Source organism: Castellaniella sp. (genome assembly GCF_049673105.1).
GTDB lineage: Bacteria > Pseudomonadota > Gammaproteobacteria > Burkholderiales > Burkholderiaceae_B > Castellaniella.
Window position 1 is genome coordinate 132878 of sequence record NZ_JBATXG010000015.1, and the last position, 16609, is coordinate 149486.

Annotated in this window: 13 protein-coding genes and 1 rRNA gene; 11 read left to right on the forward strand and 3 right to left on the reverse strand. The window is 62.4% G+C overall.

The features are described from left to right. Positions 1-13 precede the first annotated feature (13 nt). From dnaE to WBF69_RS05845, 8 genes are read left to right on the forward strand one after another with little or no spacing between them, the layout of a single operon-like run. Positions 14-3493, forward strand: a complete 3480-nt coding sequence (gene dnaE, locus WBF69_RS05810) for a DNA polymerase III subunit alpha (RefSeq protein ID WP_424262142.1) — start codon at positions 14-16, stop codon at positions 3491-3493. Further along, positions 3490-4263 (forward strand): glycosyltransferase family 25 protein, encoded by a 774-nt coding sequence (locus WBF69_RS05815; protein WP_424262144.1) that lies wholly within the window; start codon positions 3490-3492, stop codon positions 4261-4263. Before dnaE ends, WBF69_RS05815 begins: the two co-directional genes overlap by 4 nt. Further along, on the forward strand, positions 4260-5357 hold the full coding sequence (locus WBF69_RS05820) for a glycosyltransferase family 4 protein (protein WP_424262146.1): 1098 nt from the start codon (positions 4260-4262) through the stop codon (positions 5355-5357). Before WBF69_RS05815 ends, WBF69_RS05820 begins: the two co-directional genes overlap by 4 nt. Further along, on the forward strand, positions 5357-6196 hold the full coding sequence (locus WBF69_RS05825; RefSeq protein WP_424262148.1) for a polysaccharide deacetylase family protein: 840 nt from the start codon (positions 5357-5359) through the stop codon (positions 6194-6196). The genes WBF69_RS05820 and WBF69_RS05825 overlap by 1 nt, the downstream gene beginning before the upstream one ends. Positions 6197-6238: 42 nt before the next feature. Then, complete coding sequence (locus WBF69_RS05830) at positions 6239-7009, forward strand: glycosyltransferase family 2 protein (protein WP_424262150.1); 771 nt, start codon at positions 6239-6241, stop codon at positions 7007-7009. Beyond that, complete coding sequence (locus tag WBF69_RS05835) at positions 7006-8133, forward strand: glycosyltransferase family 4 protein (protein WP_424262152.1); 1128 nt, start codon at positions 7006-7008, stop codon at positions 8131-8133. Before WBF69_RS05830 ends, WBF69_RS05835 begins: the two co-directional genes overlap by 4 nt. 7 nt (positions 8134-8140) lie before the next feature. Then, on the forward strand, positions 8141-8881 hold the full coding sequence (locus WBF69_RS05840) for a polysaccharide deacetylase family protein (protein ID WP_424262154.1): 741 nt from the start codon (positions 8141-8143) through the stop codon (positions 8879-8881). Positions 8882-8934: 53 nt separating this feature from the next. After that, positions 8935-10083, forward strand: a complete 1149-nt coding sequence (locus WBF69_RS05845) for a glycosyltransferase family 4 protein (protein ID WP_424262178.1) — start codon at positions 8935-8937, stop codon at positions 10081-10083. A gap of 1 nt (position 10084) precedes the next feature. On the opposite strand, the gene WBF69_RS05850 is transcribed toward WBF69_RS05845, so the two are convergent. Then, a complete protein-coding gene (locus tag WBF69_RS05850; protein WP_424262156.1) occupies positions 10085-10849 on the reverse strand; it encodes a YdcF family protein in 765 nt (254 codons plus the stop codon). Next, positions 10846-11763, reverse strand: a complete 918-nt coding sequence (locus WBF69_RS05855) for a glycosyltransferase family 9 protein (protein ID WP_424262158.1) — start codon at positions 11761-11763, stop codon at positions 10846-10848. The genes WBF69_RS05850 and WBF69_RS05855 overlap by 4 nt, the downstream gene beginning before the upstream one ends. Positions 11764-11914: 151 nt before the next feature. Between WBF69_RS05855 and msbA the strand changes: the two genes are divergently transcribed. Together msbA and WBF69_RS05865 are read left to right on the forward strand one after the other, a co-directional pair. Further along, complete coding sequence (gene msbA / locus WBF69_RS05860) at positions 11915-13732, forward strand: lipid A export permease/ATP-binding protein MsbA (protein ID WP_424262160.1); 1818 nt, start codon at positions 11915-11917, stop codon at positions 13730-13732. Positions 13733-13785: 53 nt separating this feature from the next. Beyond that, complete coding sequence (locus WBF69_RS05865; protein WP_424262162.1) at positions 13786-14223, forward strand: hypothetical protein; 438 nt, start codon at positions 13786-13788, stop codon at positions 14221-14223. A 12-nt stretch (positions 14224-14235) separates the two neighbouring features. Here WBF69_RS05865 and rng read toward each other — a convergent pair whose 3' ends face one another. Next, a complete protein-coding gene (rng, locus tag WBF69_RS05870) occupies positions 14236-15711 on the reverse strand; it encodes a ribonuclease G (protein ID WP_424262164.1) in 1476 nt (491 codons plus the stop codon). A gap of 691 nt (positions 15712-16402) precedes the next feature. On the opposite strand from rng, the gene WBF69_RS05875 reads away from it, so the two are divergent. Then, positions 16403-16609, forward strand: a 16S ribosomal RNA gene (locus WBF69_RS05875); the annotation flags it as partial.

A 16609-nucleotide genomic window follows, 5' to 3' on the forward strand; every position in this document is an offset into this window, starting at 1 on the left:
TACAATCCCTCGCATGACGATGCCCCCAGCCTCTCCTGCCTTTGTGCACCTGCGCAGCCATTCCGAGTTCTCCGTCGTGGATGGCATTGCCCGGATTCCCGATTTGGTCAAACGCGCCAAGGCCTTCGGCCAGCCCGCCATGGCCCTGACGGATCTGGCCAATCTGTTCGCCTGGATCAAGTTCTACAAGGCGGCGCGCAAGGCGGGCGTCAAGCCCATTGCAGGCTGCGACGTCTGGCTGCAAAACCCGGATGAAGAGAACAAGCCGTTTCGCCTGCTGCTATTGGCTACGGATCACGCGGCCTATCTGGACCTATGTGAACTGCTCAGCCGCGCCTGGACGGAAAACAGCCAGCGGGGCCGGGCTGAACTGCGCCGCGAATGGTTGTCCGGCAAAAGCGGCCTGATCGCGCTGTCCGGCGGGCGGGCGGGCGACGTCGGGCATGCGCTGGAAGCCGGACGCATGGACGAGGCGCAGCGCCTTGCGCGCCAATGGGCGGCGGATTTCCCCGGCAGCTATTTCATCGAGCTGCAGCGCGCCGGGTTCGACGGCGACGAAGCCTATGTTCAAGCGGCCCTGCAGGTCGCGGCTGCGTGCGGCCTGCCGGTGGTGGCGACCCATCCCATTCAGTTCATCAGCCCCGAAGATTTCCGCGCCCACGAGGCGCGGGTCTGTATCGCCGATGGCGAGCTGCTGGGCAATCCCCGTCGGCCCAAGCGCTTCACGGCCGATCAGTACATGCCGGATAGCGAGGACATGGCGCGGCGTTTCGCCGATGTGCCTTCGGCGCTGGCCAATACCGTGCAGATCGCCCGGCGCTGCAATCTGACCCTGACGCTGGGCCATCCCGAATTGCCGCTGTTCCCGACGCCCGATGGCGTGTCGCTGGACGACTATATGGTGCAGCTGTCCAATCAGGGCCTGCAGCGCCGCATGCTGCAGTTGTATCCGGACGCCGAGGAACGCGCCCGCCAGATGCCCGCTTATCAGGATCGCCTGGACTGGGAATGCAAGACCATTGTCGATATGGGCTTTCCCGGCTACTTCCTGATTGTGCAGGACTTCATCAACTGGGGGAAAAGCCACGGCGTGCCGGTCGGCCCTGGCCGAGGGTCGGGGGCCGGATCGTTGGTCGCCTACAGCCTGGGCATCACGGACCTGGACCCCTTGCGCTATGACTTGCTGTTCGAGCGCTTCCTGAATCCGGAACGCGTGTCGATGCCCGACTTCGACGTGGATTTCTGCCAGGACAACCGCGAACGCGTCATCGAATACGTCAAGGAAAAATACGGACGCGACGCCGTCAGCCAGATTGCGACCTTTGGCACCCTGGGCGCCAAGGCCGTGGTGCGCGACGTCGGGCGGGTGCTGGAGATGCCCTACAGCGTTTGCGACAACCTGTCGAAGATGATTCCCTTCAATCCAGCCGATCCCTGGACGCTGGATCGTACCCTGGAAAATGAGCCGGCTTTTCGCGAACGCTACGACACGGACGAGGAAATCCACGCTCTGATCGATCTGGCCCGGCCCCTCGAAGGCCTGACGCGCAATATCGGCATGCACGCGGGCGGGGTGATCATCGCCCGGGGGAAACTGACCGATTACACGCCGCTGTACTGCCAGCCAGGCAGCGAATCCAGCGTGGTGTCGCAGTACGACAAGGGCGACGTAGAAGACGTCGGTCTGGTCAAATTCGACTTTCTGGGCCTGCGTAACCTGACCATCCTGGACTGGGCGGTGCGCTATGTGCAGGAATTCAATCCGGGCATGCGCGATTTCGACATCATGAGTCTGCCGCTCGATGATCCGCAAACCTATGCCTTGCTGTCCTCGGCCAATACCACCGCCGTGTTTCAGCTGGAATCGCGAGGGATGAAAGAGCTGCTGAAAAGCATGCAGCCCAATACCTTCGAAGACGTGATCGCCTTGCTGGCGTTGTTTCGCCCCGGTCCGCTGGAATCGGGCATGGTGGTCGATTTCGTCAATCGCAAACACGGCCGCGCCGACGTCGATTATTTTCATCCCGACCTGGAACCGGTGCTGAAAAGCACCTATGGCGTCATCGTCTACCAGGAACAGGTGATGCTGATCTCGCAGATCATCGGCGGCTATTCCCTGGGCGGCGCCGATCTGCTGCGTCGCGCCATGGGCAAGAAAAAGCCCGAGGAAATGGCCAAGCACCGGGTGATCTTCCAGGAAGGCGCCGTCAAAAAAGGCTATGACGCCGATCTGGCGACCCATCTGTTCGACCTGATGGAAAAGTTCGCGGGCTATGGCTTCAACAAGAGCCACTCCGCCGCCTACGCTCTGATTTCCTACCAGACCGCCTGGTTGAAGTGCTACCATCCGGCGGAATTCCTGGCCGCCACCATGCTGTCGGACATGGACGACACCGACAAGGTCCAGGTGTTCTGGCGCGATGCCGTCGCCAATGGCGTGGCGGTTCTGCCGCCTGACGTCAACGCCTCCGGTTATCGCTTTGCCCCGGTGGCCGACGAAGCGACCGCCAAGGGCCAGCCGCCGCGCACGATCCGCTACGGCCTGGGCGGGGTCAAAGGCACCGGCCAGTCGGCGGTCGAATCCATTCTTGCCGCTCGGGAAGCGGGCGGCCCGTTCGTCAGCCTGTTCGATTTCTGCGCGCGGGTGGATCGCCATGCGGTGAACCGCCGCACCATCGAGGCCCTGATCCGGGCCGGCGCTTTCGATACGCTGGAAGGTAATCGGGCGGCTTTGCTGGAAACCCTGAGCAGCGCCATCGAGGCCGCCGAGCAGGCAGAACGCAACGCCAATCAGGGGGCGCTGTTCGCAGACGAATCCGATCAGCTGGTGGCGGGCGAGCTGACGCGCGTCACCCCCTGGGATCTGCAGACCTTTCTGACCGAGGAAAAAACCGCGCTGGGCTTCTATTTCAGCGGCCATCTGTTCGATGCCTGGCGCGACGAGATCCGGCGGGTGGCGCCCACGCCGCTGGCCCGTCTGGCGCCGGCGCGCGGCCCCCAGTGGCTGGCCGGCGTGCTGGCCGCCGTGCGCCCGCGCATGACTCGGCGCGGCAAGATGCTGTATGCCTTGCTGGACGACGGCACGGCCCAGATCGAAATTGCGATCTTCAACGAACTGTACGAGCAATACCGGAACAGTCTGAAGGAGGACCGTCCTCTGGTCATCCAGGGCCGGGTCAGCCACGACGAATATTCCGGCGGCCTGCGGGTGTCCGCCGACGAGCTGTACGATTTGCAGCGCATCCGCGAAACCCGCGCCCGCAGCCTGCGTCTGTCGGTCCCCGCCGCTCTGGACACCGCTCGTCTGCAAGAACTGCTGGGACCCTGGCGTTCCACCGAATCCGGCGTGCCGGTCGAATTGCGGCTCAGCCGCCCCGATTTTTCCTGCCTGCTGCGCTTGGGCGATGACTGGCGAGTGCGCATGGACGATGCGCTCATCGCCGGCGCCCGGCAGTGGCTGTCCTATGATCAGGTCGAGGTCCACTACGGATGAATACCATCCCCATTCGCATCATCAGCCTGGCGTCCCGCCCAGACCGGCGCCAGCAGATTGCCGCGCAGTTCGACAGGCTGGGGGTCTCGGGCTACAGCTTTCTGGATGCCGTCAACGGCAAGCAGCAGCCCGACCATCCGCTGTTCGCGCATTACGATCCCCAGGCCAGGGCGCGTGTAAAGGGCCGGGGCCGCGATTTGCAGCCGTCCCAATTGGGTTGTTTCGCCAGCCACTATCTGTTGTGGCAGGAATGCGCCGATTCCGGCAAACCGATGATCGTGGTCGAGGACGATGCGATCCTGAAGGATAACTTTCCCGATATGCTGGATCATGCGCAGGCCTTGCTGCAAGCCTGGCCTTTTATCTGGCTGCATGAATATGACCTGCCTGGCCGCGATCCCTCTATGAACGTAGGCAGGATCGGCCCTTTTACCCTGAGTCGCAAGCTCAAGAAGCACACCTGCTCGGTTGCCTATCTACTGGATCCGGCGGGGGCATTGGCTTTGTTGAAGCACTGCCAAGCCTGGGTCTACCCGCTGGATGACACCGTCTTCCGGTTCTACGAACATGGCGTGGAAAACATCGTGTTGCAACCGGCATGCGTGGCTCAGGATCATGTCTCCCCGTCGGATATTACAGGCGCTTCCGAAGGAACCCGATTGCCCCTGCAGGACAAGATCCGGCGCGAACTCTACCATGCTCGCGATACGGTATGGCGGCTGCTGCACAATCTGTGGTTTCAGCTTCGTCACCGGCGTACTGTGTCATGAGGCCCTTGCGCGTCGTTCATGCCGAGGCCGCCACGGGCTTTGCAGGCCAGGAACGCTACATTTTCCGCCTGCTGTGCGCCTTGCGGGACCGGGGTCATCATGTTCAGGCGATCTGTCAGCCTCATGCTCGTCTGGCTACGGAATTGCGGCAAGCCGGCTTCCAGGTCGATACTCTATGCATGGATGGCGCCTGGAATCACCTGAAGGGCCTGCCCCGGCTGACGCGCCTGTTGCGGCAGGGTCGATTTGATGTCGTCAATACGCACAGCCGCCGTGAAACCTTGCTGGTCGGCGCCGCCGCCCGGCTGGCGGGCGTACCGCTTATTGTCCGCACCCGCCATCTGGCCAAGCCGGTTGGCTCGTTGTTGGCCTATACGGGCATCCCCAAACGCGTGATCGCACCCAGTGAATTTGTGCGCCGGCATCTGATCGACCGGGGTGTGGCGCCAGGACATGTGGCCGTCGTGCCGCCTGCCGTGGATTTTCCCGACCCGATGCCGGCTCCCATCCTGCGGGCGGAATTGGGCTTGGGCGCGGATGCGGTGATTGTGGGCAGCGTCGGCGTGCTGCGCCGGGAAAAGGGTCACGAGCAACTGATCGAGTCCATGCTGCCCTTGTTCGAAGCCTATCCGGATCTGCATCTGGTGATTGTCGGGGGCGGGGATGCCGCGCTGGCCGGCTTGCGCGCGCAGGTCGCCGCCGCCGGCCTGAAGGACCATATCCATTTGTTGGGCACGCGCACGGACGTGCCCGCGCTGCTGCCGGATTTCGACATTTTCGCGCTGGCGACGCATATCGAGGCATCGGGCACGGCTTTTGTCGAAGCGGGCGCTGCGGGCGTGCCGGTCGTCGGCACCCGCGTGGGCGGGGTGCCCGAGATGATGCGCGAGGGCGACAGCGGTTTGCTGGTGCCGCTGTTCGATATCCCCGCCTTGACTCAGGCGCTGGGGCGTCTGATCGCCGATCCCGAGCTGCGGCGGCGCATGGGCCGCGCGGGACGCCATTATTGCCTGGAGGAAAGTCGTTTCACGCGCGCCGCGCTGGGCGAGCGGACCGAACACTGTTACCGTCAATGGATAGAGGAACTCATCTGATGGCCGACCGCATTGTGCCCGTTTTGATGTACCACCATGTCCGCCCGGAAGGCGGCATGATTGCGGCGACCCCCGAACACTTCGAAGACCAGTTGCGCTGGCTGTCCCGTCGCGGCTATCAGGCTCTGAGCACGACGGATTTCATCCGGCATTTGCAGCAGGGCGGGGCGCCGCGCCGGTCTGTGCTGATCACGTTCGACGACGGTTATCTGGACAACTGGGTCTATGCCGAACCCTTGTTGCGCCGTTACGGCATGCGGGCGACGGTGTTCGTCGTGACCGGCTGGGTGGGCGAAGGCCCGGTCCGACCGCAGTTGGGCGATGGAGAACCTCTGCCCGATACCCCGGAGCATCGGGACTGCGAACAGCGTATCGAGGCAGGCCGGGCCGACGAGGCCATCCTGCGCTGGTCTGAAATCCGGGCGATGCAAGATAGGGGCGTAGTGGAATTCCATAGCCATACGCATACTCATACCCGTTGGGACCTGTTGGACGGCGCGACAAAAAATATGCGGATGCGTCAGGAATTGGCGCAGTCGCGGGATTGCCTGCGCCAGCATCTGGGCGAAGTGTCTGACCAGTTGTGCTGGCCGCAGGGCTATTTCGACGATGATTATGTCCGTATCGCCCAGGAATCCGGGTTCCGGCATCTATACACGACGCGGGCATTCGGTCGCAATCGGCGTGGGACCGATCCGGCATCGATCTTCCGTTTCGCCGTGCGCGATACCAGCGGCGCTTCCCTGGGGCGCCGGATTCAGGTCGCAGCGAATCCGGTGCTGGCGCCGATGTTCAATGGCTGGAAACGTTGGAAGCGGGGGCTGCACTATGCCGGCTAAGGCCCTACGACGACGCGGCAGCGGGATAGCGCAGGCCGGCTCATGAAACTGTCCGTCATCATCATCACCAAAAACGAAGCCCGGCACATTGGCGCCTGCCTGGATTCGGTCGCCTTCGCGGACGAGATCATCGTTCTGGATTCCGGCAGCACGGACGCCACCTGCGACATTGCCCGGCAGCGCGGCGCCCAGGTCGAAAGCAGCACTGACTGGCCAGGATTCGGCCCGCAGAAGAATCGCGCCCTGGATCTGGCGACTGGCGACTGGGTTCTGTCCATCGATGCCGACGAGCGCGTGACGCCCGAACTGGCCGAATCGATTGCGCAGGCGCTGGCCGCGCCGGGCGCACCAGCGTACCGCGTGGCCCGCTTATCCAATTTCTGTGGCCGCTGGATCCGCTATAGCGGCTGGTGGCCCGATTATGTCGTGCGCCTGTTTCGTCGTGATGCAGGGCGGTTTTCCGATGCTCCCGTTCACGAGCATGTCGTGGTGTCGGGCAAGACGGGGACCTTGTCCGGTCATTTCCTGCATTATCCCTATGCCAGCTTGGAGGTCTTCATCGACAAGATCAACCGCTATTCGACCGAAGCAGCCTATGCGGCTTACCGGAAGGGCCGCAGGACCGGGGTGTTCGGGCCGTTCGGGCATGCCGCCTGGACGTTCATTCGGCATTACGTGCTGCGGCGCGGCGTCCTGGATGGCTGGCAAGGCCTGGTGCTGGCAGGGATGGCGGCGACGGGCAGCTTTTATCGTTACGTCAAACTGTACTGGCTGGGAAAGCAGCCGCCCGAATCACGAGTGGACGAGACATGAAGATCCTCTATACCAACGCCCATTCTCATAATGGGGGAGGGCATACGACCTACATTGCCAGTCTGGCGCGCGCCTTTCAGGGGGAGCACCAGATCACGGTGGCGGCGCCCGTCACTAGCCGGCTGTATCAACAGGCCCAACAGATTCCCGGCGTCCAAGTCTGGAATACCTCTTTCAGTACGCGGGTCAAGCCCATGTTGCTCGAGGTGCTGGCGCTTCGCGTCCTGCTGCAAGAGGAGCGCTTCGACCTCGTTCATGTGAATGGTTCCTCTGACCACCGTCAATTGATGCTGGCCCGGCGGGGACTGTCTCATTCGCCCCGTATCGTCTGGACCAAGCACAACACCATGCCAGTGGGCAGCTTGGGCAACCAGATGAGGGCATGGGCGGGGACGGATGGCGCCATCGGTGTTTGTGACTATGTCGCTCGTCAGTTGATGGATTCAGGCTACAGAGCGCGTCCGGTCCAGATGATTCGTCTGGGTGTCGATACGGGGCGGTTCTGCCCCCCGTCAGATAAGGCCCGCGCTCAGGCGCGGCGCGAATTGCTGGGTGAACTGCCGGATGGCGTGTGCGTCTTGGGCAGCGTGGGCGGGACGGATCGGGCCAAAGGCTGGTTGACGCTGGTCCAGGCTCTCGCGCGCTTGCCCATCTCCCAGCGCGGGCGTTTCCGTGTGCTGGTAGCCGGAGATCCGCTGCGCGGCGCGTTGAAACAGGAAATGGATGCCTTGAGAATGGGTCCCTATGTGGTATTCCCTGGGCTGGTAGAGGATCCGCGCCGCATTCTGGCTGCCAGTGATGTGGGCTTTGTACTATCCTCTCAGGAAGCCGGGTCCTATGCCGTATGTGAATCGCTGGCTATGGGTTTGCCTACTCTGGTGTCCAGTGCAGGCGGACTGCCCGAACTGGTGCGCGACGGCGTGGACGGATGGGTTGTGCCTGTCGGCGACGTCGATGCGCTGCGTCGCTGGCTGCTGGCGCGGCTAGCAGGACCGCTCGATGGAGCGATGGCCGCCTCTGCCAGAGGCCGCGCCCAGGCGCTGTTTTCTTTGTCGGAGTGCGCTCGGCAGACCATGGATTTCTACCGGCGTGTCGGTGCGCGATCCGGGTCCGCCTCGATATAATCCGCCCATGATCCCCATTCTCATGTACCACCAGATCGGCGAGCCCAATCCCAGGGGCACTCCCTACCGGGGACTCACCGTGCATCCCGGGGATTTCCGGCGGCAGATGGTCTGGTTGCGCAGACTGGGCTACCGGGGCTTGTCCATGGCGCAGTTGATGCCCTATCTGCGTGGCGAAAAACAGGGCAAGGTCTTTGGCCTGACCTTCGACGATGGCTACCAGAATGTGCTGGACCACGCCGTGCCGATCTTGGAAGACTGCGGCTTTCATGCCACCAATTATTTCGTCGTCCGGCAATTAGGGGGGTCCAACGTCTGGGACCGCCCGGAAGGCGTCCCGGCTTCCGCCCTGATGGATGCCCGGGGGCTTAAGGATTGGGCGGCAGCCGGGCACGAGGTCGGTTCCCATACCTTGAATCATCCCGTGTTGCCGCGTCTGTCTCCCGAATTGGCGCTGAACGAGATCCGTGATTCCCGTGATGCGCTCGAACAGATGGCAGGCGCGCAGGTCAAGGCCTTTTGCTACCCCTATGGGCATTTCACGCCCGCTTTGGCGGCTTGTGTGCGCGAGGCGGGATACGACAGCGCCACGACAACCGCTGGCGGCCTGGCGCGCCGCACGGACGATTTGTTTGCTTTGCCGCGCATCGCGGTCATGCGCTCTACTTTGCTGCTGCGTTTTCTGCAGAAATGCCTGACCTCGCTGGAAGACCGCAAGCGTCAGCGACGGGACCAGGAGGCCTCGTGAGCACTGAGGTCGACGAACTGCCGTCGCTTGCTTCGGCGCAGCCCCCGGCAGGGCTGGCCATCGCCTTCGTGGTCGATCGCTTTGGCAGCCGCTTCGGTGGCGCAGAAGCCTATGGTGTCGCCTTGATGCGGGAATTGGTCGCCGCCGGGCATCATGTCACGGTATTTGCGCGGGAATACGATCCTGCATGCGATCTGCGTCTGGCCTTCCACCCGATCCGGATCAGTCGCCGCTGGCCCGGCTGGATTCGGTCCTGGCTGTTCGCCCGGCAGGCGGCGCGGATGACCCGCCAGGGTTTCGACATCGTGCATTCTCACATGAACGGGTGGTGCGGAGATGTCGAGGTCGTGCACGTCACTCCGGTGCGTTACCGCTGGCGGGTGCAGGCCATGAGTCCCATGAAGCGCGGGCTCTCCTACACCAGCCTGCGGGTATGGGCCTACTTGGGTCTGGAAGCCCGACGTGTGGCGCCGCGCCCGGCACACCGGGTGGTGGCGGTGTCCCATCTGATCGCTCATCAGTTGGGCCAGGCCTATGGGGGCAGGGTCGGGCAGGCCCCGGTGATTGCGCCCGGCGTTGCGGCAGCGCCGCCCGTCTCTGCGGAACAACGCCGTCAGAGCCGCCGGGCCCTGGGCCTGCCGGATCACGGTGTCTTGTGCTTGTTGGTGGCCCGGAATCCTCTGCGTAAAGGTCTGCCCACCGTTTTGCAGGCCCTGCAACAACTGCCTGACGACGTGCTATTGATGGTTGTAGGTGCCAATGCGGCTTCGCGGGATTATGTGGCCCAGGCGCCGGAAGCCGTACGCCAGCGGGTGCATCTGGTTGCGGAAACCTCTCAGGTGGCGCCGTATTACCAGGCGGCGGACATCTATGTGCATCCCACACTGAACGACAGCTTTGGCATGGCGCCTCTCGAGGCCATGTCCTTTGGCCTGCCGGTGATCCTCAGCCCGGCCCCCTGGTGTGGATTTGCCCAGTATGTCAAGGCCGGCGAAGAAGCCCTGGTGCTCAGCCATCCGGAAAAAGCGGACGAACTGGCGCAGATGCTTCGGACGCTGATCTCGGATGCCGCGCTGCGTGAGCGGCTGGTCGTCGGCATGCAGGGTGTATTGGCCCGGCACGCCTGGCCCGAAGTGTCCCGGCAGTATCTGGCTTTGTATGCGGATGTCTTGCAGGAACGCCAATCCCTGCCTGGACGTTGAGCTATACCCAGCCCCTCAGCCAGTACACCAGCAGCCCCAGGTATTCCTTGACGATGGATCGACTGGCGTTCAGGGTGCGCAGGTCGGGCAACCAGAATGAAAAATCCGGTTCCTCGGGTACCACGATCTGTGCCGGAGACGCCGCCGCGATGGGCATGAGGCCCTGCTTCTGGAAACTGGCCATGGCCCTGGGCATATGCAGGGCGGACGTCACCAGCAGAAAACGCTGGATATTGTGTTGTCGCAGCATTTTGGCGGTGTAGAGTGCGTTCTGATGCGTCGTCAGACTGTGGTCTTCCTGGATGATGGCGGCGGATGGCACGCCATTCTGTTCCAGGGCCGAGGCCATCATGCGGGCTTCACTGACGCCGCCGTCAAGGGCGGCTCCGGACACAATGACCAAGGGCGCCCGCCCCGCCGCATACAAACGGGCGGCGGTGTCGGTGCGCAGGATGGTGTTCTTCGGGTCGTAGGATTCAAACCAGTTCTGCCGGCCATTGGCGGTATTGCCGCCCAGCACCACAATGGCCTGAGCGGCGGGCAGGGAGGCAGGCGACGCGTGCGGGTAGCGTTGTTCCAGCAGACCGCCGGCCCAGAGGGATGTGGTGGGCAGAGACCAGAACAGAGACCAGGCCAGCGCGCTGAACGTGATGACGGCAGCCGTCTTGCGCCAGCGCACGATGAACAGGATAACGGCCAGAACCAGCAGGGTGACGGAAAGGTTCAGGGGAATGACCAGATTGGCCAGAAATTCGGACACACTCATGCGGCAGGGGGGATATTCAGGTGTTCCAGCACTTGATTCAGCACGTCGGGCGCGCTGGGCCAGGCGTCCAGGTGTCCCAGGCGCAACGCCTGATTCGACCAGGGGCCGGTGCGGTGGGGGTCGGTGACGCCAAACAGGGTGATCTGCTGAGCATGGGCGGCAGCCGCCAGATGCGAGACCCCTGAATCGTTGCAGACGACTAGACGGGCCAGCCTGGTCAGGGCGGCAAACGCCCCAAGGCCCAGCGGGGGCAGCAGCTGCGCAGTCGGCGCGGCTATCTGAGCCGCCCGCTGTTCGGCAGCGGGGGGCGCCATCGCCACGGCGATGCCGCGCGCCTGCAAGGATCGAGTCAGGCTGTCGAAGCCTGTCCATGTCTTGATCCGGCCCTTGTGCAGGCCGGTGGCGGTGGGGGCGATCAGGACGAAGGTATCCCGATGCAGTCCGGCTTGCGCCAGCGCTTGCGCTGCCTGGACATCATGCGCTGTCGCTGCTTGCCAGCGCAGTTCCTCGGCGGGTTCGGGCAAGCTCACCGGCAATTGCCATCGCGTCAGCGCGTAGCGAGTCAGGTGGTGCCAGGATTGCACCGCGTGCAGTGGTTCTGCGGGTTTGCGGCAGGGCCAGCGCAGAATCAGGCTGCGACCGTCGTCCCGGTAGCCGGCGCAGGGGACGCCTGCGAAACGAAATGCCAGCGCGCTGGACAATGAATCCGGCAGCAGCAAGCCCAGAGGCCGCGCCGGCGCGGATTGCTTCAGGTGGCGGCGCACGGCGGCCCGGTCCGCCCGCCAGGATGGCCCCCGGATCGGCACGAAACCAGCCAGCGGGTAGGCAGCCAGCAGATCCTGAGCCCAGGGGCGAGCGCACACGACGACCGGCAATTCCGTGTCCAGCAGGGTATCCAGGCTGGGCAGGCTCATGCAGACGTCGCCCACCCAGTTGGGAAGTCGTACATAAATGACAGGTCGGGTAGCGGGTGTCAACGCTAGGGCTCCGGCGGCCCGCTGCGGAAATCCATGACTGGCGGGCTAAAATGCGTGATTCACGACAGTATATAAGAGAGTGTCTCGCTTGAAACCCCACCCCCACCAGGCTACTGACAGCCGCCCCGTACGGCGGGAACTGTGGCGCCAGATTTACGTGCGTCTGGGCAAGGACTGGAAAGTCGGACTGCTGGCCTTGCTGCTGCTCAGCATCGCGTCTGCGACCCAGCCTTTGCTGGCCGTGATCATGAAGCCCTTGCTGGACGAGGGCTTCACCGGTGCCCAGCCATCCTATATGTGGTCGATTCCGCTGGCGGTGGTGGGCATCATGCTGGTGCGCGGCATCACTACGTTCCTGGGCACGTATCTGATGTCCTGGGTCGCCAACAATATGCTGCTGGGTTTGCGCCATGACATGTTCGAGCGCCTGCTGGGCATGTCGGATGAAACCTTCCGGTCCCGCGATCGGGGGCGCTTGCTGAATCGTTTCACCATCGATGCGGGTAACGTCAGCGGCTTGTCGACCGAAGTCATTCGCGTCATCGTGCGCGAATCGCTGACGGTCGTCGCCCTGCTGGCTGTCTTGCTATACATGTCCTGGCAACTGACGCTGATCGTGCTCATCATGCTGCCGCTGTCCGTGTTGACTGGGCGCTATTTCATTCGGCGCCTGCGCCGCATCAATCGCGACACCATCAATATGAACGCGGAATTGACCCGCGTCGTGTCCGAAGGCATTGCCGGCCAGCGCGTCGTCAAACTGTTCGACGGCTACGGTCGTGAACGCGACCGCTTCGGCTATGTCAATGCCCGTTTGCGGCGTTTCGCCATGCGGGCGGCCAGCGCCGATTCAGCCATGTCGCCGATTTCGCAGTTTTTCGTGGCGCTGTCGGTAGCCATCGTGGTGGCGGTGGCCCTGTACCAGGCCAACCATCAGGGGCTGACAGTCGGCAGTTTCGCTGCGTTCATGGCCGCCCTGGGCCAGATTTTCGATCCCCTGAAGCGACTGACCAACATCGCCGGCGCCGCCCAGCGCATGCTGGTGTCGGCGGAAAGCGTTTTCGCCCTGATCGACGAACCGATGGAAGTCGATACGGGCACTCGGGACATTGCCGGGCGCTTTGAGGGCCGGCTGGATTTCCAGGCCGTCACGCATCGTTTTCCGGATGCCGTGCGCAATACCCTGGATGGGGTGTCCTTTTCCGTGCAAGCGGGCCAGACGGTCGCGCTGGTGGGGCGCTCGGGCAGCGGCAAGACCACGCTGGTCAATATGCTGCCGCGATTCATCGAATCCAGTGGCGGGCAGATTCTGATCGATGGCGTAGACATCCGGGAATTTCGCTTGAGCGCTTTGCGTTCGCAGCTGTCCCTGGTCAGCCAGGACGTCGTTCTGTTCGAGGGCAGTGTCGCCGACAACGTCGCCTATGGCATACAGGGGGATCTGCCCGAGGCCCGCATCCGCGCCGCCCTGGAAGCCGCCAGCCTCTGGGACTTCGTCGAGAGCCTGCCCGATGGCATCCATACTCAGGTGGGCAACAACGCCAATGCCTTGTCCGGCGGCCAGCGTCAGCGTCTGGCCATCGCCAGGGCCCTGATCAAGGATGCTCCGATCCTGATCTTGGACGAAGCGACCTCCGCGTTGGATAACGAGGCGGAACGTCAGGTTCAGCTCTCGTTGGAACGCCTGATGGCCGGGCGCACCACCCTGGTGATCGCCCATCGGCTCAGCACCGTGCAAAAGGCGGACTGCATCATCGTGCTGGACCAGGGGCGGATTGCAGAATCCGGCTCGCACACGGACCTGCTGGCGCTGGACGGTCTCTATGCCTCTTTGTACCGCCTGCAGTTTCAGGATGCTGCTCCCGGAGACCCCGGTGGCATGGCGGATCCAGCAGTCGGCGCTTAGCCTGGCCCCTATTGATTGATAGTGCGATTTGAATCTGTTTGCGGGAGCATCTGATGAAAGCGATTTACCTTCTGGCCACTTTGGCCGTGTTGTCGGGCTGCGCCAGCCAGCCGCAGGGCCTGAGCATCAACGAGCTGGAAACGCCGCGCAACCAAGTGACGGAACGCCGCCGCCTGCCCATTGATTTTCCCGGCGTGCAGCAGAATCTGTTCCGCCATGCGGCTGTCTGCGGGCAAACCTATACCTTTGAAATGGTGCCTGGCCAGACATCCTTTGGCCGTGTGGTCTATCGCCCCACGCCGGATGCCGGCTGGGACCGCAGCGTCGTGCTCAGCCTGACCTTGCTGCACAACCGCACCATCAATGTCACAGCGTACAGCTACCATGCCGGCCAGATGGAACGTGTGCATGAAATGCTCACAGCCATGATGAAACCGGAACTCTGTCAGGCAGACAGCAGCTGGGAAAACAAGATGAACCTGGGGGAATAAGGGACTGCCGGCTTATAGCAGCACCAGGTCGTATTGTTCCTGCCCATAGCCGGCTTCCACCGCCAGCGAGATCGGCTTGCCGACGAAATCGCCCAGCATCGCCAGGTGCTGGCTTTCTTCTTCCAGGAACAGATCGATCACGGCCTGGGACGCGACAATGCGGAATTCTTTGGGGTCGAACTGACGGGCTTCGCGCAGAATTTCCCGCAGAATTTCATAGCACAGCGTACGCGCCGTGCGCACCGATCCCCGCGATTGGCACGTGGGGCAGGGTTCGCAGAGCTGATGGGCCAGGGAATCCCTGGTGCGTTTGCGCGTCATTTCCACCAAGCCCAGTTGGCTGAAGCCGCTGACCGTCACGCGTGTGCGATCAGGCGCCAGTGCCTTATGCAGTTCGGCCAGCACGGATGCCTGATGCCCGGCATCGTCCATATCAATGAAATCCAGCACGATGATGCCGCCCAGATTGCGCAGGCGCAGTTGCCGGGCGATGGCGATGGCCGCTTCCAGGTTGGTCTTGAAGATCGTGTCGTCGAAATTGCGCCCGCCCACATAGCCGCCGGTATTGACGTCCACCGTCGTCAGCGCTTCGGTCTGATCGATGATCAGATAGCCGCCGGACTTCAGATCCACCCGGCGCGACAGGGCGCGCGCGATTTCCTCATCCACATTGGCCGTGTCGAACAGCGGGCGGTTGCCGCTGTAGTGGTGGATGCGCTCGACGACGGACGGTGTGTAGCGCTGAGCCCAGGCGATCAGTTCCTGGGTGACGCTGCGGGAATCCACGGTAATGCTGCCGGTGTCCGGGGTCGCCATATCGCGTAGCACCCGCTGGGCCAGGGTCAGTTCGATATAGACGGGAGAAGGCGCCGGCACCTTGCGGATCCGGTCCTGGATATTGTCCCAGAGCGTTCGCAGATAGCGGATATCGGCGACCAATTCCTCGTCGCTGGCGCCCTCGGCCTGAGTACGCACGATAAAGCCGCCGGGTTCATCGGTCGGTCGCAAGGCCAGAATGCGCTGGCGCAGGGCCTCGCGCTCGGTTTCGTCGCCGATGCGCTGCGAAATGCCGATATGAGGTTCATGCGGCAGGTAGACCAGCATGCGACCGGCAATGCTGATGTGCGTCGACAGGCGGGCGCCCTTGGTGCCGATGGGGTCCTTGATGACCTGCACCAGCAACGGCTGACCTTCGAAGAGCAGCTTCTCGATAGGGGTCTGGAGATTATGTTCCCCGTTGCTGCGGGCATGGCGGTTCTGCCGCAGGTCGGCCACGTGGATGAAAGCGGCTCTTTCCTGGCCGATGTCCACGAACGCGCTTTGCATCCCCGGCAGCACCCGGGCGACCCGACCCAAATAGAGATTGCCCACGTGTCCGCGCTGGATACTGCGTTCTATATGAAGCTCTTGTGCCACGCCCTGGGCAGTCAGGGCCACACGGGTTTCGAAAGGGGTGACGTTGATCAGTATGTCTTCGTTAAGGGGCATGGATGAGCAGCCTGTTTGTTCTTGTTTACAAGGGGATTGCTCATTGGACTGTATCACCACCAAGGGATTTTCGCCCTGAACTTGCACGCGGTAAAAAAGCTGTGCTATAGTTCGGTCTCTTCGCCGCCAGGCACCCAGGGTTAACCCTGAAGTCCTGTCCTTTTAGGATGGGGTCAGCCAGGCAGAAGTCATTGATTTGTAGGTGAAAAGCCCGATTGATGGCGGATGTGAGCGACGAAGATTCGGCTTCGGTCGAAGGCAGTCAGGTTTGACATTGAAATGCGGATGTGTTTTAATGGCGGGCTTCGGCGAGAGGATGAAGATCTTCGGTCAGATTGCTGCAGCGGTAGAGGTTTCGCCGGTTCGCCGGTTGTAAATTTCCCTGGCAGCGACTTGACAGGAAATAAAAACTTCTTCATAATCTCGTTTCTCTGCTTTACGCAGATTTGTTCTTTAAAAACTTAACAGCCGATAAGTGTGGGCGCTTGATAACAGGCAGCACAGCCCGGCGGTACGATGATTCTCACGAGTCTCGCACTGTTCGGAAATGCACACATGTTATACCAAGTGCTCACATAGATAGAAATGAAGAAGTAAGGTTAAAACCATACTTTGTCGTTTCTTTTGAGTGATGCATAGCGAACGTAGCTTTCCATCCCTTCGGGGATAAGAAACTACGATTACAGGAATTGAACTGAAGAGTTTGATCCTGGCTCAGATTGAACGCTAGCGGGATGCTTTACACATGCAAGTCGAACGGCAGCGCGAAGAAAGCTTGCTTTCTTTGGCGGCGAGTGGCGAACGGGTGAGTAATGTATCGGAACGTGCCCAGTAGCGGGGGATAACTGGCCGAAAGGTCAGCTAATACCGCATACGCCCTACGGGGGAAAGGGGGGGA